Consider the following 20,334-nt stretch of genomic DNA (forward strand, 5'->3'; position numbering starts at 1 on the left):
ACCGGGCCCCCACCCCTCCGAGAAGGCCCGGCTCCGTCGGGACGCGTGACGTCCCTCGGTCGATCGGCCGTCGCGGCCCCCGGCGCGAGGACGGGGAGCGCGGGGCGCGGTCGATCACACGCAGAACGGTAGGCGTTCCGACCGGGGCGGCACATGCGCTGACATGGCCATTCGACGATGTAAGCGCCGGGCGGCGGCGATGTGTAGAGAACCCGCCGGGATCAGCGTCCGCCGATCATCCATGCGGCAATCTGTGTACGTGTGGAGAAGCCCAGCTTGCCGAGGATGTTGGCGACGTGCCGCGCGGCGGTGGCCGGGCTGATCACCAGTTCGTCGGCGATGGCCCGGTTGCTCAGCCCGCGGGCCACCAGCTCGGCGATCTCGCGTTCCCTGGCCGTCAGCCTGCTGTCCTGGGCCGCCGGGGCGACCGGCACGGCCGGCAGGTCGGGCAACGGCCCGCCGAGCGCGCACGAGACCGCCTGGTCGGCCGTCATCGCCAGGCCCTCGGCCCACAGCAGCGCCACCGCGGCCTCGCCGAGCCGTTCGCGGGCGGGCGCCAGCAGCTCCTCGGTGCGGGCGTCGGGGCGGCGCTCGCGCAGCCCCAGGGAGGCGGCCGCCAGCAGGACCGCGCGCCGGTCGTCGCCCTCGGCGGCCCCCAGGCGCGCCCAGGCCGCCAGCCGCCGGGCGATGCTGTCGCGCAGGCCCGCGTCGCGGCTGAGCACCAGCGCCTCGGTGAGCCGCGCGCGGGCCTCGGCCAGGTCGCCCTCGTCCAGCGCGACACGGCCGAGCCCGGCCAGGCAGCTCACGATCTGCTGCCGGGCGTCGATGTGCCGCAGCAGGCGCAGGCCGGCCTCGTAGTGCCGCCGGGCGGCCGGCCGGTCGCCGGTGCGCCGGGCGATCTGGGCCAGGCCGATGTGCCCGTAGGACTGGCCGAGGTGGTTGTCCAGCCGTTCGCTCAGCGACAGGACCTCCTCGAACGCGCGCCGCGCCTCGTGCAGGCGGCCGGCCCGCAGGCCGAAGTCGGCCCGGGTGCCCTGGGCGAGCGACTCCAGGATCGGGTCGCCGCGCCGCCGCGCCGCCTCCAGGGCCGGGGTCAGGGACTCCTGGTCGCCGGTCGCCTGGGCCAGCATGATCAGGCCCACGGCCTCGCCGTAGGCGTCCCGGGCGTCGACGCACAGCGCCAGCCCGATCTGTACGCACCGCGCCGCGAGCCCCGTCTCGCCGGCCGCGAGCGCCAGCTCACCGCGCAGGATCATCGCCTGCCCGCGTAAGCCCTCGGGCACGTCGGGGGCGTCGAGCGCGAGCAGCCGGTCGAGCCGGTCGGCGATGTCCAGCCGCCGCCCGCTGGCCATCAGCAGGTAGCGCACGTCGGTGAGCAGTTGCAGGGCGGTCTGCGGCGACCCGCTCGCCACGGCCCAGTCGCAGGCCGCGCCCACCTCGGCCTTGAGCCCGTCGAACAGGTTGACGAAGCGCTCGACCACGGGCCACGACGTGCGCACCCCCGGCGCGAGGACGTCCTTGAACCGCCCGGCCAGGCCGGCGAGCGCGGCCAGGTGCGCGCGGCGCAGCGCCGCCTCCTCGCCGGACTCGGCGAGCCGCTCCAGCGCGTATTCGCGGACGGTCTCCAGCAGCCGGTAGCGCGCCTGGCCGGCGACCTCGCCGTCGAGCACGACCAGCGACTTGTCCACCAGGTCGCACAGGCGCGGCAGCACGTCCTCCTCCGGCAGGCCGGAGCCGGCGCACACCGCTTCGGCCAGGTCGAGCGTCCAGCAGGAGCGGAAGGCCGCCACGCGGCGCAGCAGCAGGCGTTCCTGGGGGCTGAGCAGCCGGTAGCTCCAGTCGACGGCGGCACGCAGCGTACGGTGCCTGGCGTGGGCCGTACGGGCGCCGCCCGCCAGCACCCTGAACCGGTCGTCGAGCCGCTCGACGAGCTGCCTGACCGACAACACCCGCACCATGGCGGCGGCCAGCTCGATCGCCAGCGGCAGCCCGTCGAGCGCCTGGCACAGCTCGATCGCCAGCGGCAGCGTCTCCTCGGTCAGCTCGAAGCCGGGACGCGCGGCGGTGGCCCTGGTCACGAACAGGCGCACGGCCTCGCTCTCCTCGCCGACGAGCGAGAGCGGCGGCACCCGCCAGACCGTCTCGCCCGGCACCCGCAGCGGCTCGCGGCTGGTGGCCAGCACGGTGAGCCGCGGGCAGGCGCCGAGCAGGTCGCGGCAGAGCTCGGCGCACTCCGCGACCACCGGCTCGCAGTTGTCCAGGACGAGCAGCACGCGGCGGCCGCCGATGGTGTCGGCCAGGTCGTCGGCGATGCCGAGCGCGGCGCGGACCCGCTCCCGCAGCTCGCCCTTCTCGACGTCGGCCAGCTCGACCAGCCACACGCCGTCGGGGTGCTCGGCGGCGACCCGGGCGGCCAGGCGCAGGGCCAGGCGCGTCTTGCCGATGCCCCCCGCGCCGCACAGCGTCACCACCCGCGAGACGCGGCCGAGGTGGGCCAGCTCATCGAGATCGGACTCCCGGCCCACGAACAGGTTGGGCTCGGCGGGCAGGTTGCGGAAATCGGCGGTTCGCAGCATCACTGTGAGTGTGGCATCAACTACCGTTCGCGCCCAGACTCCATCGGTGGCGAACTCGGCGGCCCGCGGTCAGGCCAGGGCGGCCTCCAGCACCGCGCGGGCCACCTGCGCCACCGCGCCGGCCCGGGGGCCGGGGTGCTCCAGCACCACGCCGACGGCCACCTCCGGCGCGGTCGCCGGGGCGAACGCCGTGGCCAGCGCGTGCTCGCCGCCCATCGTGGCGATCTTGGCGGCCACCTCGACGCCGGGGACGGCCACGGCCGCGCCCGGCCCGCCCGGGTGCGTCCCCGCGGTCATCATCGCGGCCAGGTAGCGGGCCTGGACGGTCGTCATGGTGGTGCGGTACGGCTGCGGCCCCGCCTGGCCGAGCAGCGAGCCGTCCGGCAGACTCACCTCCTCCACCAGGTACGGCCGCATCAGCACGCCGTTGTTGGCCACGGCCGCCGACAACATCGCCACCATCAGCGGCGTCGCCCGGTCCTGGTCCCGGCCGACGGCCGACAGGGCGGTCCGCGCCCGGTCCATGCCCTGCGGGTACGTGCTGGCCGCCGGGGCCATCGGCACGCGCAGGTCGCCGTCGCCGAACCCGAACGCCTCGGCCTGGTCGCGGAGGCTGTCCTGGCCGAGCTGCACCCCGATGCCCGCGAACGCGGTGTCGCACGAGGTCTGGAAGGCGCGCAGCAGCGTGGGCCGGGGCCGGCCGCACGAACCGGCGAGCGAGGCGGGCAGCCGCGGGCGGACGGCGGCGTCCACGGGGGCCGTGGGCGTGTACTCGCCCGAGGCCAGCGCCGCGGCCGTGGTCACCACCTTGAACGTGGCCCCCGGCGGATAGACCTGGTCCAGCGCCCGGTTCAGCAGGGGCCGGCCGGGGGCGTCGCGCAGCCGGGCGAGGGCGCCGTCGAGCCGGACGGGGTCGAAGGTGGCCAGCGTGTTGGGGTCGTAGGACGGGTAGCTGGCCAGGGCGAGGATCGCGCCGGTGGCCGGGTCGATGGCCACGGCCGCGCCGGGCACGCCGGTGGCCTCCAGGGCGTGGTAGGCGGCCCACTGGGTGCGCTGGCCGATGGTCAGCCGCACGTCGGCGCCGGCCACGTCGCCGTCGCTGACCATCGAGCGCACCTTGACCTTGGCGTCGTCGCCGGACAGGACGCCGTCCTCGGCCTCCTCCACGCCGGTGGAACGGTAGAGGGACAGGTAGCCGGTCACGGGGGCGTAGAGCTCGCCGTCGGTGTAGACCCGCTGGAACCGGTACGGGCCGCCGCCGGGCGTCGGGCGGCTCCTGGCCACGGTCGCGCCGTCGTAGGTCAGGATGTCGCCGCGCGGACGGGCGAACCGGGCGATGAGCGAGCGCTCGTTGCGGCGGTCGGCGTTGAGCCCCCGCGTCCCGAACGCCTGGACGACCGTGAGGTGGGCCAGCAGCACGAACAGCAGGGCCGCGCAGAGCACGGCCATGCGGCCCAGCGGGACGTCGATCCGCTTCGCCCTGGTTCCCGCCATGGTCCTTGGTCTAACAACCGGACCACCAAGGCAGGGCTACAGGACGCTGCGGTAGTAGGAAATCTTGCGGTGGATGTAGTCCTGGCGCTCGGCCAGGTTGGCGATCTGGGCCTGGACCTGCCGGTCGTGCTCCTCCAGGAGCCTGATGCGGTCGGGGATCGTCTCGTCGCCGCCGCGGACGAGCTCGGCGAAGCGCAGCAGCATGGCGATGGGCATGCCGGTGTCGCGCAGGCAGCGGATCATGCCGAGCCAGCCGACGTCCTCCTCGCTGAACCTGCGCTGACCGGCCGCGTTGCGCTCCACGCGCTCCAGCAGGCCGATCTTCTCGTAGTAGCGGAGGGTGTCGATGCTGAAGCCGGTCTCCTCGACGACCTCGGCGGGGGTGTACACGCTCACGCCTCCCAGTCTTTCACCTGGAGCGCACTCCAGGTCAATGGCTTGACATGGAGTGCGCTCCAGGTCCGAGGGTCTGCCCCATGAACATCGCACTCGGCACCATCCCGTTCGGCACCACCGTCGGCCTGCGGGAGACCTTCGCCATCCTCGACCGCTTCCAGGACGCCGGCGGCACCATGCTGGACACCGCCAACAATTACCCCTTCTGGAACGAGGGCCGCACCGGCGACGAGAGCGAGGAGGCCATCGGCGCCTGGCTGGCCGCGCGCGGCAACCGGGACCGGATCTTCATCGGCACCAAGGGCGGGGCCCGGCCGACCGTGCCCGGCGACCGCACCCTCGACTCGGCCGAGGGCCTGTCGGCGGCGGCCGTGGCGCGGGCCGCCGAGGGCAGCCTGCGCAGGCTGCGGACCGACTACGTCGACCTGTACTGGTCGCACATCGAGGACCGTTCGGTGCCGCTGCACGAGACGCTCGGCGCCCTGAACACGCTGGCCGAGCAGGGCAAGGTCCGCGCGCTGGGGGCCAGCAACATCGCCGCCTGGCGGCTGGAGCGGGCCAGGAACCTGTCGGGCGCGCGTGGCTGGCTGCCGTACGGCCACCTCCAGCTGCGCCACACCTACCTGCGCCCGCGGCCCTTCACCCGGCTCCCGGAGGGCGGCCACACGCTGGCCTCGGACGACGCCCTCGACTACGTCGCCGCCGAGCCGGACGTGACGCTGTGGGCCTACAACACGCTGATGGCGGGGGCCTACACGCGGGCCGACCGGCCGATGCCGGAGGTCTACGACCACCCGGGCACCGCCCGCCGCCTGGCCGCGCTGCGGGAGGTCGCCGGTGAGCTGGGCGCGACGCCCAACCAGGTGGTGCTGGCCTGGCTGATGGCCGACGGTCACGTGCCCGTGGTCGGCGTGTCCACGACGGCCCAGCTCGACGAGGTCGTCGGCGCGGCGGACGTCAAGCTGGACGCCGAGCTGCGCGCCCGCCTGAACGCCGTCGCCTAGGGGGATCAGGGCAGGTGGTCGGCGAGGTAGCGGCGGACGAGCTGCTTGCACTCGGCGATCAGGTCGGGGTCGCCGCCGGGATCGGCCCGGAAGGCGAGCTTGAGCACGGCGTCGGTGGCCTCGACGGCCACCACGAGCGCCCGGTCGAGCCCGGGGCCCGCGGGCGCGTCGAGCAGGGCGAGGGTGAGGGCGCGCAACCGGTCGGCCACGATGACGTTGTTGTCGAGGGCGCTGTCGAGCGTGCGTTTGGTGCCCTCCAGCGGCGGCCCGCCCGGGGTGGGCAGGACCTCGCCGAAGTCGACCACCGCGAACCCGGGGGTGGTGCGCTTCATGTCGACGAACTCGTCGATGGCCAGGTCGACCAGGTCGGTCCAGTGGCCGAGGTCGGCCTCGGCGATGCACTGGGTGACCCGCTGGAGGAACGCCTCCAGGTTGCGCAGCGCGAGGGCGCGCACCAGGCCCTGCTTGTCGTGGAAGAACTGGTAGAAGGTGCCGATGGGGACCTCGGCGCGGCGCGCGACCTCCTTCGTGGTCAACGCCTCGTAGCCCACCTCGTCGAGCAGGAGCGCGCACTCGTCGAGCATCCGCTCCACCCGCTCCACGCTCCGGCGCTGGGCGGGACGGCGGCGCAAGGTACTCGTCATGCTCCCCATCCTGGCTTATTACCAGCAGGTACAGACCGGCCTCTTTGCCGTCCGTTAACATGAGCCATACTCGCATAAAGGAGCCGAGATGTTCTTATGGGGTACGGCGACCGCCGCCTACCAGATCGAGGGCGCGGTGGCCGAGGACGGCCGGGGCGCGTCCATCTGGGACACCTTCGCCCACGAGCCCGGCCGCACCAGGGACGGCCACACCGGCGACGTGGCCTGCGACCACTACCACCGCTGGCGCGAGGACATCGCCCTCATGTCCGGCCTCGGCGTGAACGCCTACCGCTTCTCCATCGCCTGGCCGCGGGTGCAGCCGCTCGGCACGGGCGAGGTCAACCCCGCGGGCCTCGACTTCTACGATCGCCTCACCGACGGCCTGCTGGCGGCCGGCATCCAGCCCGTGCCGACGCTCTTCCACTGGGACCTGCCCCAGGCCCTCCAGGACCGCGGCGGCTGGACGGCCCGCGACACGGCCGGCCGCTTCGCCGACTACGCCGCGATCGTCGCCGAGCGCCTGGCCGACCGCATCCCGCTGTGGATCACCCTGAACGAGCCGTTCGTCCACATGGCCTTCGGCCACGCCATGGGCGTCCACGCCCCCGGCCAGGCCCTGCTGCTCGACGCCCTGCCCGTCGCGCACCACCAGCTCCTCGGCCACGGCCTGGCGGTCGCGGCCCTGCGCGCGGCCGGCGCGGGGCAGGTGGCCATCACCAACAACTGCACGCCGGTCTGGCCCGCCTCGCGGGAGGAGGCGGACGTCAAGGCCGCCGACGCCTACGATGTCCTGCACAACCGGCTGTTCAACGACCCGGTGCTGCTCGGGAAGTATCCGGATCTGTCGGCCTACGCCGCCGGTCTCGACTTCGTCCATGACGGCGACCTGGAGACCATCTCCGCCCCCCTGGACGCCCTCGGCATCAACTACTACAACCCCACCCGGATCGCCGCCCCGCCGCCGGGCGAGCTGCTCCCGTTCACCGACACCGGCGTCACCGGGTATCCCACCACCGCGTTCGGCTGGCCGGTCGTCCCCGACGGCCTGCGCGAGCTCCTGACCGGCCTCAAGGCCCGGTACGGCAGCGCGCTCCCGCCGATCCACGTCACCGAGAACGGCTGCTCCCAGCCCGACGAGCTCACCCCGCGGGGCACGGTCGAGGACCAGGCCCGCATCGACTACCTGCGCGGCCACATCGACGCCGTCATGGCCGCGCGGGCCGAGGGCGTGGACGTGCGCGGCTACTTCGTCTGGTCGCTGCTGGACAACTTCGAGTGGGCCGAGGGCTACCACCAGCGCTTCGGCCTGGTGCACGTGGACTTCGCCACGGGCCGCCGCACCCCGAAGGCGTCCTACGCGTGGTACCGGGAGCGCGTCGCTCAGAACACCGAGACGTGAACGTGGTCGTAGTGGTTGGCGGTCACGCCGCCCCGGTCGGACATGGGGTCCCAGCCTCCGCCTGACCGGATGTCGTAGTAGCGCTGCTTCCAGATGATGTACATGACGCCGATCCGCGCGCCGTTCTTGATGAGCCATTCGGCCAGGGCGTCCCCGCGGTCGGCGTCGGCCCCGGAGGCCATGGTGCCGCCGCGGGACATCATGAAGTCGCAGGCCCGGCCCTTGCCGTGCTCGCCGGGGTCGCCGGGGCGCAGGCAGCCCACGCCGTACTTCATCGGGAAGTTCTGCATGATCTCGGCGCGTACCGCGATCATGCGCGGGGTCAGGCCCTCGGCGCCGCCGGGCTGCTGGAAGCCGTACTTGGCGAGCAGGCGCTCGATCTCGCGCCGCTTGCCCTGCAGGGTCCTGATCTCCTTCTTCAGCTTGTTGATCTTGTCGTTGGCGTTGAGCTTGGCCTCTTTGGACTTCGCGATGAGATTCTGGATGCTCCGGACGCGCTCGGTCCGCTCGGCGGCCATGTACGACATGTTCGCGGCCTGCCCGAGCGCGATGGCCGGGTCGACGCTGAGACCGAACAGCTGCATGCCGTCGAGGGGGCCGTTGACGTACGCCTGGCGCGCGATCTCGGCCACGCCGGCCTGGGCCGCGGCCAGGCGGGCCGCCAGGTCGCCGGAGGTGTCGGTGGCGTTCTTGGCCTGGATCCTGATCTCCTCCAGGCTCTGGATCTGGCCGCGGTAGAGGTCGTTGAGCCGGGACGCCTGCCTGGTGAGCCTGCGCAGCTCGTCGATGTTGGGATCGGCCGACGCCGGTTGCGGGGAGGCGAGCCCGAGCAGCCCGGAGAGGACGACGAAGACCGCGGCGAGCCGCCAGATCCTCACACCCGTCCCCTCCTCGCATAGACGGACCGAAACTATAGAAGATGATCTTGATGGCTGTCATCCGAACCAGCCAACTGACGCACCTTTGGCGAGGTACATAGTCCTTTGTCGGAAATAAGGAAGATCTAAAAGATTGGGCCTTGTGGAGGGCTTGATCCCGGTCTGAGATGGCGATCGAACTCGTCTCTGCGAAGGGGCAGATCGTGTCTCGAATCATCACCATCGCCGCGGCCGTGCTCGTCGGCCTGGGCGCCTCCCTCGTCCCCCTCACCGCCGAGGCGTCGGTCGATCCGCTGCCGCCCGGCGACCGCATCGACCTCTACCAGGTGGACGGCAAGCCGGGCACCGCCCAGTTCCTGCGGGAGAAGGGCTTCGACGTCGTCCAGCACGAGAACGGCGGCGACAAGGAGCACGTCGAGCTGACCGCCGCCCAGGCCGACCTGGCCGGGCTGGCCAAGCTGGGCCTGCGGCCCGAGCCCGTGCGCAACCCGCAGGGCCAGAGCAACCTCCAGGCCGCCAGGGCCCAGGCGGCCGGCGGCTACACCGTGTGGCGGTCGTACTCCGAACGCGGCGGCATCGCCGACCAGCTGAGGGCGATCGCGAACGCCAACAGGGACATCGTCAAGCTGCAGTCCATCGGCAGGACGCTCAAGGGCCAGGACATCCTCGCCGTCAAGGTCTCCACCGGAGCCCGGCTGCTGCCCGACGGCCTCAAGCCCGCCACGCTGTACTCGGCCACCCAGCACGCCCGCGAGTGGATCGCCGCCGAGGTGGACCTGCGGCTGCTGAAGTACGTGATCGCCAACAGGTCGGCGCTGCGGGACCTGCTCAACCGGACCGAGCTGTGGTTCGTGCCGGTGGCCAACCCCGACGGCTACGACTTCACCTTCACCGAGGGCAACCGCCTGTGGCGCAAGAACCTGCGCGACAACGACGGCGACGGGAAGATCACCAACGGCGACGGCGTGGACCCGAACCGGAACTTCCCCACGAACTTCCGCTACGACGAGGAGGGCTCGTCGAGCATCCCGAGCAGCGAGACCTACCGCGGCACCGGCCCGGCCAGCGAGCCGGAGACCAGGGCCATGGACGGCCTGCTCAACCGGGTCAGGTTCGAGATGAACCTGAACTACCACTCCTTCGGCCCGCTGCTGCTCTACCCGAGCGGGTTCCAGATCGCCACGAAGACCGCGGACAACCCGATCTACGAGGCCCTGACCGGCGACGACGACGCCCCGGCCGTCCCCGGGTTCGACCCCGACCTCGGCGCGGAGCTCTACACCACGAACGGCGACACCAACGACCACGCCCACGCCAGGTACGGCACCCTGTCCTGGACGCCGGAGCTCGACGAGGGCTGCGACGGCTGCGGGTTCGTCTTCCCCGACGACGAGGCGGCGGTGCAGGCGGAGTTCGAGAAGAACCTGCCGTTCGCGCTCGACGTCGCCAGGTCCGCTGTCGACCCGGCCGAGCCGGTCAGCCACCTGGGCAACAGGACGCCCGACTTCGTGCTCGACCCGTTCGAGTTCAGCTACGGCGCCGAGCAGGCCGTCCAGGTCACCGCCAAGCGGAAGATCGGCCCCGTCCTGCTCAACTACCAGGTCAACGGCGGCCGGACGAGGATCGCGCCGACCGCCGAGTGGAAGGGCGGCGAGCGGTACGGCAAGGGCTACGACCGCTACTACCACCGGCTGCGCGGAAGGATCACCGGCACCCGGCCGGGCGACAAGGTCAAGGTCTGGTTCAGCGCGATCGGCAGGAAGAGCGGCGACTTCACCTACACCGTGCAGGACGACATCGGCGGCAAGGTGCTGGTGCTGGCCACCGAGGACGTCACCGGCCTCAGCCCGGCCCAGGGCGGGACCGAGGCCAAGTACGCCGCCGACTACGTCAAGGCGCTCCAGGACGCCGGCTACACGACCGACGTCTACGACATGGACAAGATGGGCCGCAAGGCCCCGCACCCGCTCGGCGTGCTCAGCCACTACAAGGCGGTGGTCTGGGAGACCGGCGACGACGTCATCCCCCGCTCCCCCGGCCAGGTCGCCGGCACCACGTCGAAGGGCGGCGTGGACACCGAGCTGGCGGTGCGCGACTACCTGAACGAGGGCGGCAAGCTGCTGCACGCCGGCAAGTACCCCTCGTACGCGGCCAACAACAACGGCGCCTACTACTACGAGCCCGACCAGCCCGGCCACCCCGAGTGCACGGTCCCCGACGACCCGCCGTGCATCCAGGTGTTCAACGACTTCCAGCAGTACTGGCTGGGCGCCTACGTCTTCTTCGACGACGGGGGCGCCGACCCGGCGAGCGGGCAGCCATTCGCGCTGAAGGGCAACGGCGGCACGTTCGAGGGCTTCACCGGCACGCTGCAGCCGAGCCACACCAACTCGTTCGTGGCCACCTCGGCCATCCTGCCCCCGGCGCAGTTCCCGCTGTTCGCGAGCTCGGCCCAGGTCAAGTGGGTACGCCCCGGCGGCCCGTTCGACCCCCACACCGGCTCCTGGGACGTCTACAGCGGCATCGCCGACGTCTCCTGGAAACGGCTGACCACGACCGTGGACCTGACCGGCAGGAGCTCAGGCGACCTGTCGTTCTGGACCTCCTACGACACCGAGGCCGACTGGGACTTCCTGACGGTCGAGGCGCACACCGCGGGCGCCGACGACTGGACCACCCTCCCCGACGTCAACGGCCACACCTCGCAGAGCACCGGCGAGAGCTGCAAGGCCGCCAACAGCGGCGGCTGGCGGGTGATCCACCCGTTCACCCGGCACTACCAGGGCGCGGCCTGCGAGCCGGCCGGGTCCACCGGCGCGTGGCACGCGGCCTCGGGCAACTCCGGCGGCTGGCAGCAGTGGAAGGTGGACCTGACCCCGTACGCGGGCAAGCGGGTCGAGCTGTCGATCTCCTACGTCAGCGACTGGTCCACCCAGGGCGCGGGTGTCTTCCTCGACGACGCCAAGGTCACCCTGGACGGCGCGGCGGCCGGTGACACCTCCTTCGAGTCCGACCTCGGCGGCTGGGCCGTCGCCGCGCCGCCGGCCGGCTCGGCCCCCTCGATCAACAACTGGTTCCGCACCGACCAGGTCTTCGAGGAGGGCGGCGGCATCGTCACCGCGGACACCGTCTATCTGGGCTTCGGCGTGGAGAGCCTGACCGGCCAGGCCACGCGTACGGACCTGGTCAAGCGGTCGATGCGGCACCTGCTGGGCGACCCCCGCTAGCGACGCCCCGAGGGGCGCGGCACGCCGCTGCCGCGCCCCTCTTGCGCGCCCGGACAGAACATGGTTCGGTCGCCTTGAGGCGTACGCCTAGCAAGCAAGCATTCGGTCAAGCAGGAGGGCTCACGACATGCGCCAGCACGACAAGCTGTTCATCGGGGGCGAATGGGTGACCCCCGCGGGCACCGGGACGATCGACGTCATCTCCCCCCACACCGAGGAGGTCGTGGGCCGCGTCCCCGACGGCGCCGCCGAGGACGTGGAACGCGCGGTGGCCGCCGCCCGCCAGGCGTTCGACCACGGGCCGTGGCCGCGCATGACGTTCGCCGAGCGGGCCGCCGTGATCGAGCGGCTGGCCGCGATCTACAACGAGCGGCAGGGCGAGATGGCCGCCCTGATCACCGAGGAGATGGGCTCGCCGATCACCTTCTCCAACCTCGCGCAGGCGCCGCAGCCGCTCGGCATGCTGCAGTTCTACGCCGGGCTGGGCAGGGAGTTCGCCCAGGAGGAGGAGCGTCCCGGGCTGTTCGGGCCGATCACCGTGCGGCGCGAGCCGGTCGGCGTCGTGGCGGCCGTCGTCCCGTGGAACGTGCCCCAGTTCGTGACCATGACCAAGGTCGCGCCCGCGCTGCTGGCCGGGTGCACGATCGTGCTCAAGCCCGCGCCCGAGACGCCGCTGGACGCCTACCTGCTGGCCGAGTGGGCCGCCGAGGCCGGGATCCCGGCGGGCGTGCTCAACGTCGTGCCCGCCGGGCGCGAGGTGAGCGAGCACCTGATCTCCCACCCCGGCGTCGACAAGGTGGCCTTCACCGGTTCCACCGCCGCCGGCCGCCGCATCGCCTCCATCTGCGGCGAGCAGCTCAAGCGGGTCAGCCTGGAGCTCGGCGGCAAGTCCGCCGCGATCATCCTGGACGACGCCGACCTGCAGGCCGGCATGGGCTTCCTGGCCATGGCCACGCTGATGAACAACGGCCAGGCGTGCGTCGCCCAGACCCGCATCCTGGCCTCCCGCAGCCGGTACGACGAGGTCGTGGACGCCGTGGCGAACATGGTCAACTCCCAGCCCGTCGGCGACCCGGCCGACCCGGCGACCGGCATCGGCCCGCTGGTGGCCAAGCGCCAGCAGGAGCGCGTCGAGGGCTACATCAAGATCGGCATGGACGAGGGCGCCAAGGTCGTCGTCGGCGGCCTCGACCGTCCCCGCGACCGCGGCTGGTACGTCGCCCCGACGGTCTTCGCCAACGTCAGCAACGACATGCGCATCGCCCGCGAGGAGATCTTCGGCCCGGTCCTGGCGGTGATCCCGTACGAGGACGAGGCCGACGCCCTGCGCATCGCCAACGACAGCGACTACGGCCTGGCCGGCACGGTCTGGACGGCCGACCCCGAGCGCGGCATGAACGTCGCCCGCCAGGTGCGCACCGGGACCTACGGCGTCAACTGCTTCATGCTGGAGTCGAACGCGCCCTTCGGCGGCTTCAAGGCCAGCGGCATCGGCCGCGAGCTCGGCCCCGAGGGCCTGAACGGCTACCTGGAGTACAAGACGATCGCCCGGCTGGGCTAGCGGCGGCGAAGAGGGGCCCCGCGCGCCGCGGGGCCCCTCTCGCGGGCCGGGGAAAGGCACCCAGCGTGCCCCCGCGACGCTAGGTGCCGGATCCGCCGCCTACAGTCGGCGACTGCCCGGCTACTGAAGTATGTCCCAGGTCACCGCGAAGGCAGTTTCCTTCCCCGAGGACTTTTCTCCCGGCGGATCCTTTCCATCCGTCTTAGATAGACGGGTATTACTCACGAAAGGTTCGAGGTGATCCATTTACCGATACGCCGGATGAGTTCGGGGCTGGCGGCCGACTCCGCGTGCCCGTAGCCCGGCTCGATCCACAGCTCCTTGGGCTCGCGGGCGCCGTCGTAGAGCTGGTGGGCGTGGTCCAGCGGGAAGAAGGCGTCGGCGTCGCCGTGCACGACCAGCAGCGGGGCGGGCGAGACCAGGGCGGCGGCCTCGTGCGGCGGCATCGGGATCGGGTCCCACTGGCCGCTCGCGATCCTGGTGCGCTTGGCCAGCCGGGCGGCGAACCTGCCGAACGGCTGCTCGATGGCCCAGTGGACCTGGCGCATGGGCTTGGTGCCCCGGTAGTACCAGCGCGCCGGGCCGCTGACCGCCGCCACCGCGTCCACGCCCCGGCGCAGCGCCGCGTGCCGGACGGCCACCGCCGCCCCCATGGAGAAGCCCACGACCGCGATCCGCCGGTAGCCGACCACGCGGGCATGCCGTACGGCGGCCTCCACGTCGAGGATCTCCAGGTCGCCGACCGTCGTCTCGCCGCCCGAGCGCCCGTGGCCGCGGAAGTCGAACGCGAGCACGCCGCCGTAGCCGCTGAGCACGTGCGCGATGCGGCGGGCGGTGCGCTCGCGCCAGGATCCGGTGAAGCCGTGCGCCATGACGATCCCGACGTCCCCGGCCGCCGAGGGGGTGTGGGCGGCGTCGATGCGGACACCGTCCTCGGTTCTGAGCATCACCGGGAAATGTGGCGCGAAAGGCATGAATACCAGCTTATTCGTGGTCCGTTTCCAGGCCGTGCCCGGTGGCCCACACCGCGATCTGGGCCCGGGAGGCGAAGCCCAGCTTCTCCATGATGTTGGCGACGTGCCGGGCCACCGTGGCCGGGCTGATCACCAGCTTCAGCGCGATGGCCCGGTTGCTCAGCCCGCCCGTGAGCAGCGCGGCGATCTCCAGCTCCCGGCCGGTCAGCCCGCCCTGCCAGGTCCCCGGCGGCGGCCCGGACGGCCCCGCGGGAACGGCTTGGCCGGCGTCGAGCACGCGCGCGGCGACCTCGTCGGGCGACTGCCGGGCCCCCTTGGCCCACAGCAGCGACACCCGGCCCTCGCCGAGCCCGGCCCTGGCCCGCGTGAGCAACTCCTGCACCGGGCCGGGGACGCCGTACTGGCCGATGGCCTCGCGCAGCGCGGTCGCGGCGGCGGCGGCCAGCACCGCGCCCTCCAGGTCGCCCTGCTCGGCCGCCAGCGCCGACATGGCCGTCAGCGCCCGCACCACGCCCCTGCGCTGGCCGGTGCGGGTGCTCAGCGCCAGGCTGGCGGCCAGGTGCAGCCGGGCGGCCGGATAGTCGTGCATCCGGGCCGCCACCCGGCCCAGCTTGGCCTGGCAGCGGGCCAGCTCCACCCGGTTGCCCATGTCCTCCAGCAGCGGCAGGGCCGAGGTGTGGCAGGTCATGGCGGCCTCCAGGTCGCCCGCCGCCTCGGCCACCGCGCCCAGGTGGGTCAGCGCCCTGGCCAGCGTCCAGTGGTGGCCGGCCTCCCTGGCCAGGGCCAGCGCCTGCTCGCCGCGCCGGCGGGCCTGGCGGAGCTGGCCGCGGAACAACGCCAGGTTGAGCTGGGCGACGCGGACCGTGGCCAGGTTGAACAGGTCGTCGTGGGCGGTGGCCGCCGCCTCCAGCTCCTCCAGGTAACGCAGCGCCTTCTCGCTCTGGCCGGTGCGGAAGAACACGGCCAGCGCCACGCTGTAGGTGACGCCCAGCCAGTGGGTGTACGGGTGCCTCTTCTGCTCCTCCACCCCCCGCACGACCAGCTCCTCGGCGCGGGCCAGCTCGTCGCAGATCTCCAGCCCGTACGCCAGGCCGCCCTTGGCCACCGCGACCACGTCGGAGGGCACCCGGGACAGGTCGAGGGCGAGCAGCCGCTGGTGCCAGCCGACGGTCTCGCCCAGCTCGCCCCGTACGGCCAGGATCGCCAGGGCGGCGCGGGCCAGGCGCAGCCCGAGCACCGGGTCGGGCGACTCCACCGCCCGCTCCACCGCGGCCCGGCAGTCGTCCATCAGCGCGCGGCCCCTGACGAAGTGCGGGACGCGGGCGGACCAGGGCATGCGCGGGTCGAGCGTGCCGGCCTGGTAGCAGTCTTCCATCTCCTCGCAGATCACCCGCAGGTGCCGGTCGCGCAGCAGGGTCAGCTCGCCGGCCTCGGCCAGCCGCTCGGCGGCGTACTGTCTGATGGTCTCCAGCAGGCGGTAACGCCCGTCGTGGTGGAGCACCAGCGACTTGTTCACCAGGCCGTTGAGCAGGTCGAGCAGCTCGGCCCTGGGCACGATGCCGCCGTCGGCGCACACCCGTTCGGCCACGGCCAGGTCGAACAGCCCGGCGAACACCGACAACCGGCGCAGCAGCACGCGCTCCTTGGGCCGCAGCAGGTCGTGGCTCCACTCGACGGTGGCCAGCAGGGTGCGCTGCCGGGCGGGCGCGGTGCGGTCGCCCCTGGTCAGCAGGGTGAACCGGTCGCCGATGCGGTCGGCGATGCGGCCGGGGCTCATCAGGCTCGTACGGGCCGCGGCCAGCTCCAGCGCCAGCGGCACGCCGTCGAGCGCCCGGCACAGGCGCACGACGTCGTCCATGCTGCCGGTCACGGACCGGGCGCCCGCCGCCAGCGCCCGCTCGACGAACAGCAGCACGGACTCGGCGTCGGGATGGTGGTCGTCGGGCAGCTCCAGCGGCGGCACCCGCCAGACCAGCTCGCCGGGGATGCGCAGCGGCTCCCTGCTGGTCAGCAGGAAACGCAGCTGGGGGCAGTCGGCGATCAGGCCGGCGACCAGCTCGGCGCAGCGGTCGACCAGATGCTCGCAGTTGTCGAGCACGATCAGCGCCCTGGCCTCGCGCAGCCGTACGCGCAGGCCGTCGAGCAGCCGCCCCGGGGCCTCGTCGCGGACGCCGAGCACCCCGGCCATCTCGTTGACGATCAGCGCGGGGTCGGCGAGGCGGGCCAGCTCGACCAGCCAGACGCCGTCGGCGAAGCCCGGCGCGGCCCTGGCCGCCACCCGCAGCGACAGGCGGGTCTTGCCGATGCCGCCGACGCCGCTCAGCGTGACCACGCGTTCGTCGTGGACCAGCGTGCTCAGCTCGGTCAGGTCGCGCCCGCGGCCGACGAAACGGTTGGGCTCTGCGGGCAGGTTGTGCGGAACTGGCGAGGTCATGTCGGCGCCCAGGGTCAGCGGAGGATCACAGGTGCGCTCAGTCTCCCCCTCCGGCCGACCTCGTGCGATCACTTTCCGTGGACTGTCCGCGACTGCGCGGATACGGATGCCGCCCGCCCAGCTCGGCCACGCTCATCACGATCCGCACCCGCGACTCCTCGGCCGCCTCCAGCGCCTCCGGCACGTCGGAGATCATCACCCGCGCGCCGCTGGCCCGGATGCGCTCCCCCAGCCCGGCCCGGTCCAGATCGGCGGGCACCGGCCAGACGACGCCGCCCGCCGCCATCACCGCGTCCGCCGCCACCAGCAGGTCGGGCCCCACGGGCAGGCAGACGAGCACCGTGTCGCCCGCGCGCACCCCTCTGCGCCGCAACTGGGCGGTCGCGATCGACGACCGCTCGTCCAGCTGCTTCTCGGTGAGCTCCACGCCCGTGCCGGAGTCCACCATGACGATGTGCTCATCCATGGCGTCCACGGTAGGGAGGGGGTCACGTGCCTACATGGGGCGGAATATGCAGATCCCTATGCAGAAGCGCTGGGGTGCTCGGCGGCCCACACCGCGATCTGCGCGCGCGAGGTGTACCCCAGCTTCTCCATGATGTTGGCGATGTGCCGGGCGACCGTCGCCGGGCTGATCACCAGCTCCTCGGCGATGGCCCGGTTGGACAGGCCGCGGGTGAGCAGGCCGGCGATCTCCAGCTCGCGCACGGTCAGCAGCGAGTGCCTGACCGGCTCGGCCGGCGCGGGCGGCGGCGCCGCGGGCCGCTCCCCCGCCAGCACCTGGCGGGCGGCGGCGTCGGGGCTCATCGCCCGGCCGCGTGACCACAGGGAGGCCGTACGGCCCTCGCCGAGCTTGGCGCGGGCGCGCGAGAGCAGCTCCTCGATCCGGATCGTGGCCGAGTGCTGGCCGATCGACTCGCGCAGCGTGGCCGCGGCGGCGGCGGCCAGCACCGCGCCGTCGAGGTCGCCCTCGTGCTCGGCCAGCACCGACAGGCCGGCCAGGCACCGGGCCACCCCCTGCCGCTGGCCGGTCTGCCGGCTCAGCGCGAGGCTGTCGGCCAGCCGCTCCCTGGCCGGGGCGAACTCCCCCAGCATGGCCGCGACCCGGCCCACCCTGGCCAGGCAGCGCGCCAGATCGGAGTCGCTGCCCAGCTCGCACAACCACGGGACGGCCAGCTCGTAACGGGACTTGGCGGTCTCCAGGTCGCCGCGGGCCTCGGCCACGGCGCCGAGCTGGGCGGCCATCCTGGCCATGAGCCAGCGGTGGCCGTGCTCGCGCGCCCGCGCCAGGGCCTCGTCGCCCAGCCGCTGGGCCTCGCGCAGCCGGCCCCTGGTCAGCGCCACCGCCGACAGCCCGGCCAGCCCCGCCGCCTGGTTCCAGGCGTCGCCCGACGCGGTGGCCTCGGCCAGCCCCCGCTCGGCGTGGTGCAGCGCCTCGTCGATGCGGCCCATGCGGAGCAGGACCACCACCACGAGGCTGTGCATGACGCAGCGGGTGAACACGTTCTCCTCGCCCAGGCCGGCCAGGCTCTCCGTGGCCACCTCCAGCGACCGGCTGAGCTCGTCGCGGGCCTCCAGCCCGTAGGCGAGGTACGCCTTGCCCTGCGCGACCTGCGCGTCGGGCACGGGTTCGAGGTCGAGCGAGAGCAGCCGCTCGATCCAGCCGACGATCTCGGTCAGGTTGCCGGAGATGGGCAGCAGGGCGGTGCTGGCAGCGCACAGGCGCAGGCCCAGCCGCGCGTTGCCGGACTCGGCGGCCCAGTCGAGGGCGGCCCGCTGGTCGTCGAGGAGCTGTTTGCTGGCCGTCAGGCACTCCAGCCGCTCCGGCCAGGGCACGCCGGGCCGGACCATCTCGGTCGTGAAGTGGCGTTCCTGCAGGTCGCACAGGACGGTGAGGTGCCGCTCGCGGACGTCCTCGCGCTCGCCGGCCCGCTCCAGCCGCTTCATCGCGTACCGCTTGATCGTCTCCAGCATGCGGTAGCGCCTGCGTTCCTCGTCGCACAGCACGAGGGACTTGTCGACCAGGCCGCCGAGGAGGTCGACGATCTCGTCCCGGGCGATGGGCCGCTCGGCGCAGACCTGCTCGGCCAGGTCGAGGTCGAAGTCGCGGGCGAAGACCGACAGCCGGCGCAGCAGCACCTGCTCCTTGGCCGACAGCAGGTCGTAGCTCCAGTCGACGGTGGCCAGCAGCGTGCGCTGCCGCGCCGGGGCCGTACGGCCGCCCGTGGTCAGCAGCGAGAAACGGTCGTCGAGCCGGTCGGCGATCTGCCCGGGGCTGAGCAGGCTCGTACGGGCCGCCGCCAGCTCCAGGGCCAGCGGCAGCCCGTCGAGCGCCTGGCACAGGCGGACCACGTCGGGCAGGCTGTCGGGGCCGAGCCGGGTGCCGGCGGCGGCGGCCCGGTCCATGAACAGCTGCACCGACTCGGCGTCGGCGTATCCCATCTCGGGCAGGTCGAGCGGCGGCACCCGCCAGATCAGCTCGCTGGCGATGCGCAGCGGCTCCCGGCTGGTGGCCAGGATGCTCAGCCGGGGGCAGCAGGCGACCAGCTCGGCGGCCAGCTCGGCGCACCCGTCGACCAGGTGCTCGCAGTTGTCGAGCAGCAGCAGGCAGCGCAGCTCGCGCAGCCGGGCGGTGACGGTGTCGAGCAGCGGCCGCCCGCTCTCCTCGCGCACCCGCAGCACCCGGGCGATCTCCTGGACGATCTGCTCAGGACGGCTGACCCGGGCCAGCTCGACCAGCCACACCCCGCCCGGATAGCCGTCCACCAGCCCGGCGGCCACCCGCAGGGCCAGCCGGGTCTTGCCGATGCCGCCGACGCCGCACAACGTGACCACGCGCGTCTCGCCGAACAGCCCGCGCAGGTCGTCGAGGTCGCGTTCGCGGCCCACGAACCTGTTGGGCTCTGCTGGAAGATTGTGCCGGGGGGCCTCTGGCATGTGTTCACCCTGCGTCGCCGAAGGATCACACTCTTGCACAGTGTCGCACTTTTCACAGGCCAAGCGAGCTGACGATCGCCCTTTCGTCCACAACGCGCAGAATGGGGTTTCCCACCAGCCGCCTGGCGACGTCATAGGGCGCCACGACCATGGTGGCCCTGCGCTCGGCGGCCAGCACCCGGCAGCCGATGACGGTCGGCTCGTTGGCGGCGATCACCACGTGGGCGCCCGACATCAGCGCCAGGTCGAGCACCCGCAGCCCCTTGAGCAGGTCGCCGGCCGCGTTGACCACGACATCGTCCTTGCCGACCACCAGGCGGGCGGCCAGGTTGCGCAGGTCGGCGGCGAGCTCGTCGTGGTCGAGCACCCGGCCGCCGCCCGGCGCCAGCGCCGCGCCCGCCAGCGGGCCGAACTCCACCGGGCTCGCGTTGAGCAGCCCGGCGAACGGCAGCGCGCCGGGCGAGGGACGGAAGGCGTAGACCCGGTCAGCGGCGGCGCCCCCGGGTTCGCGGGGACCGCGGGTGATCACCATGCGGACCGGGCCGGGGCCGCCCAGCACGGCGACGCCGCCCGCCCAGGCCACCGCGTGGACCGCCACCGCCAGCGACGCGCCGAGCGGCAGGTCGATGAGGACGCGGTCGCCGTAGCCGAGCCCGTCGCGCCGCAGCCCGCCCGCCGCGCGGGTGACCCGCCTGGCGAACTGCGCGTACGACAGCACCTCGCCGGTCCTGACGTCGCTCACCGCCGGCTGGTCGCCCTTGCTCGGTGCCGAGCCCATAACCAGCTCTGTCCACGTCATGACGACAA

14 protein-coding genes are annotated in these 20,334 nt (G+C 73.0%); 4 read left to right on the plus strand and 10 right to left on the minus strand.

The window, feature by feature from the left end; all coding sequences use genetic code 11:
• Positions 1 to 221 precede the first annotated feature (221 nt).
• The 3 genes from AB0J71_RS04045 to AB0J71_RS04055 all read right to left on the minus strand — a co-directional run bounded on the left by AB0J71_RS04045 (position 222) and on the right by AB0J71_RS04055 (position 4,466).
• Positions 222 to 2,576 (minus strand): LuxR C-terminal-related transcriptional regulator, encoded by a 2,355-nt coding sequence (locus AB0J71_RS04045; RefSeq protein ID WP_364412598.1) that lies wholly within the window; start codon positions 2,574 to 2,576, stop codon positions 222 to 224.
• Positions 2,577 to 2,645: 69 nt separating this feature from the next.
• Positions 2,646 to 4,070, minus strand: coding sequence for a penicillin-binding transpeptidase domain-containing protein (locus tag AB0J71_RS04050; protein WP_352323963.1), 1,425 nt, complete (start codon positions 4,068 to 4,070; stop codon positions 2,646 to 2,648).
• 36 nt (positions 4,071 to 4,106) lie between these two features.
• On the minus strand, positions 4,107 to 4,466 hold the full coding sequence (locus AB0J71_RS04055) for a MerR family transcriptional regulator (RefSeq protein ID WP_352323964.1): 360 nt from the start codon (positions 4,464 to 4,466) through the stop codon (positions 4,107 to 4,109).
• Between the two features lie 80 nt (positions 4,467 to 4,546).
• Here AB0J71_RS04055 and AB0J71_RS04060 point away from each other — a divergent pair, with 80 nt between their 5' ends.
• Positions 4,547 to 5,470 carry an aldo/keto reductase gene (locus AB0J71_RS04060; protein WP_364412601.1) on the plus strand — a complete coding sequence of 308 codons (924 nt, stop codon included), beginning with the start codon at positions 4,547 to 4,549 and terminating at the stop codon, positions 5,468 to 5,470.
• A 5-nt stretch (positions 5,471 to 5,475) separates the two neighbouring features.
• On the opposite strand, the gene AB0J71_RS04065 is transcribed toward AB0J71_RS04060, so the two are convergent.
• Positions 5,476 to 6,114 (minus strand): TetR family transcriptional regulator, encoded by a 639-nt coding sequence (locus AB0J71_RS04065; RefSeq protein ID WP_352323966.1) that lies wholly within the window; start codon positions 6,112 to 6,114, stop codon positions 5,476 to 5,478.
• An 88-nt stretch (positions 6,115 to 6,202) separates the two neighbouring features.
• On the opposite strand from AB0J71_RS04065, the gene AB0J71_RS04070 reads away from it, so the two are divergent.
• Positions 6,203 to 7,516, plus strand: coding sequence for a GH1 family beta-glucosidase (locus AB0J71_RS04070; RefSeq protein WP_352323967.1), 1,314 nt, complete (start codon positions 6,203 to 6,205; stop codon positions 7,514 to 7,516).
• On the opposite strand, the gene AB0J71_RS04075 is transcribed toward AB0J71_RS04070, so the two are convergent.
• Complete coding sequence (locus AB0J71_RS04075) at positions 7,498 to 8,394, minus strand: hypothetical protein (RefSeq protein WP_352323968.1); 897 nt, start codon at positions 8,392 to 8,394, stop codon at positions 7,498 to 7,500. The two genes, AB0J71_RS04070 and AB0J71_RS04075, sit on opposite strands and share 19 nt — an antisense overlap.
• A gap of 203 nt (positions 8,395 to 8,597) precedes the next feature.
• Here AB0J71_RS04075 and AB0J71_RS04080 point away from each other — a divergent pair, with 203 nt between their 5' ends.
• Positions 8,598 to 11,621, plus strand: coding sequence for a M14 family zinc carboxypeptidase (locus AB0J71_RS04080; protein WP_352323969.1), 3,024 nt, complete (start codon positions 8,598 to 8,600; stop codon positions 11,619 to 11,621).
• Positions 11,622 to 11,748: 127 nt separating this feature from the next.
• Entirely contained in the window at positions 11,749 to 13,182 is a 1,434-nt protein-coding gene (locus AB0J71_RS04085) for an aldehyde dehydrogenase (RefSeq protein WP_364412604.1), read from the plus strand.
• Between the two features lie 221 nt (positions 13,183 to 13,403).
• Here AB0J71_RS04085 and AB0J71_RS04090 read toward each other — a convergent pair whose 3' ends face one another.
• From AB0J71_RS04090 to AB0J71_RS04110, 5 genes are read right to left on the minus strand one after another with little or no spacing between them, the layout of a single operon-like run.
• The gene (locus AB0J71_RS04090; RefSeq protein ID WP_352323971.1) at positions 13,404 to 14,129 is read right to left on the minus strand and encodes an alpha/beta fold hydrolase; all 726 of its coding nucleotides are present in this window, start codon (positions 14,127 to 14,129) and stop codon (positions 13,404 to 13,406) included.
• A 37-nt stretch (positions 14,130 to 14,166) separates the two neighbouring features.
• Positions 14,167 to 16,590, minus strand: a complete 2,424-nt coding sequence (locus AB0J71_RS04095) for a LuxR C-terminal-related transcriptional regulator (protein ID WP_364412607.1) — start codon at positions 16,588 to 16,590, stop codon at positions 14,167 to 14,169.
• A gap of 37 nt (positions 16,591 to 16,627) precedes the next feature.
• Positions 16,628 to 17,056: an AMP-binding protein gene (locus AB0J71_RS04100; RefSeq protein WP_352323973.1), complete on the minus strand. Its 429-nt coding sequence runs from the start codon at positions 17,054 to 17,056 to the stop codon at positions 16,628 to 16,630.
• A gap of 56 nt (positions 17,057 to 17,112) precedes the next feature.
• On the minus strand, positions 17,113 to 19,527 hold the full coding sequence (locus AB0J71_RS04105) for a LuxR C-terminal-related transcriptional regulator (protein ID WP_364391541.1): 2,415 nt from the start codon (positions 19,525 to 19,527) through the stop codon (positions 17,113 to 17,115).
• A 52-nt stretch (positions 19,528 to 19,579) separates the two neighbouring features.
• Entirely contained in the window at positions 19,580 to 20,326 is a 747-nt protein-coding gene (locus AB0J71_RS04110; RefSeq protein ID WP_352324855.1) for an AMP-binding protein, read from the minus strand.
• Positions 20,327 to 20,334 lie beyond the last annotated feature (8 nt).

It is taken from the genome of Nonomuraea sp. NPDC049637, from assembly GCF_040675235.1.
In the GTDB taxonomy this organism is placed as follows: domain Bacteria; phylum Actinomycetota; class Actinomycetes; order Streptosporangiales; family Streptosporangiaceae; genus Nonomuraea.

Bases quoted from the DNA above. Each gene is read 5' to 3' on its own strand.
- AB0J71_RS04045 (WP_364412598.1), bottom strand. From the start codon at position 2,576: ATGCTGCGAACCGCCGATTTCCGCAACCTGCCCGCCGAGCCCAACCTG.
- AB0J71_RS04050 (WP_352323963.1), bottom strand. From the start codon at position 4,070: ATGGCGGGAACCAGGGCGAAGCGGATCGACGTCCCGCTGGGCCGCATG.
- AB0J71_RS04060 (WP_364412601.1), top strand. From the start codon at position 4,547: ATGAACATCGCACTCGGCACCATCCCGTTCGGCACCACCGTCGGCCTG.
- AB0J71_RS04065 (WP_352323966.1), bottom strand. From the start codon at position 6,114: ATGACGAGTACCTTGCGCCGCCGTCCCGCCCAGCGCCGGAGCGTGGAG.
- AB0J71_RS04070 (WP_352323967.1), top strand. From the start codon at position 6,203: ATGTTCTTATGGGGTACGGCGACCGCCGCCTACCAGATCGAGGGCGCG.
- AB0J71_RS04085 (WP_364412604.1), top strand. From the start codon at position 11,749: ATGCGCCAGCACGACAAGCTGTTCATCGGGGGCGAATGGGTGACCCCC.
- AB0J71_RS04090 (WP_352323971.1), bottom strand. From the start codon at position 14,129: ATGCTCAGAACCGAGGACGGTGTCCGCATCGACGCCGCCCACACCCCC.
- AB0J71_RS04095 (WP_364412607.1), bottom strand. From the start codon at position 16,590: ATGACCTCGCCAGTTCCGCACAACCTGCCCGCAGAGCCCAACCGTTTC.
- AB0J71_RS04100 (WP_352323973.1), bottom strand. From the start codon at position 17,056: ATGGATGAGCACATCGTCATGGTGGACTCCGGCACGGGCGTGGAGCTC.
- AB0J71_RS04105 (WP_364391541.1), bottom strand. From the start codon at position 19,527: ATGCCAGAGGCCCCCCGGCACAATCTTCCAGCAGAGCCCAACAGGTTC.
- AB0J71_RS04110 (WP_352324855.1), bottom strand. From the start codon at position 20,326: ATGACGTGGACAGAGCTGGTTATGGGCTCGGCACCGAGCAAGGGCGAC.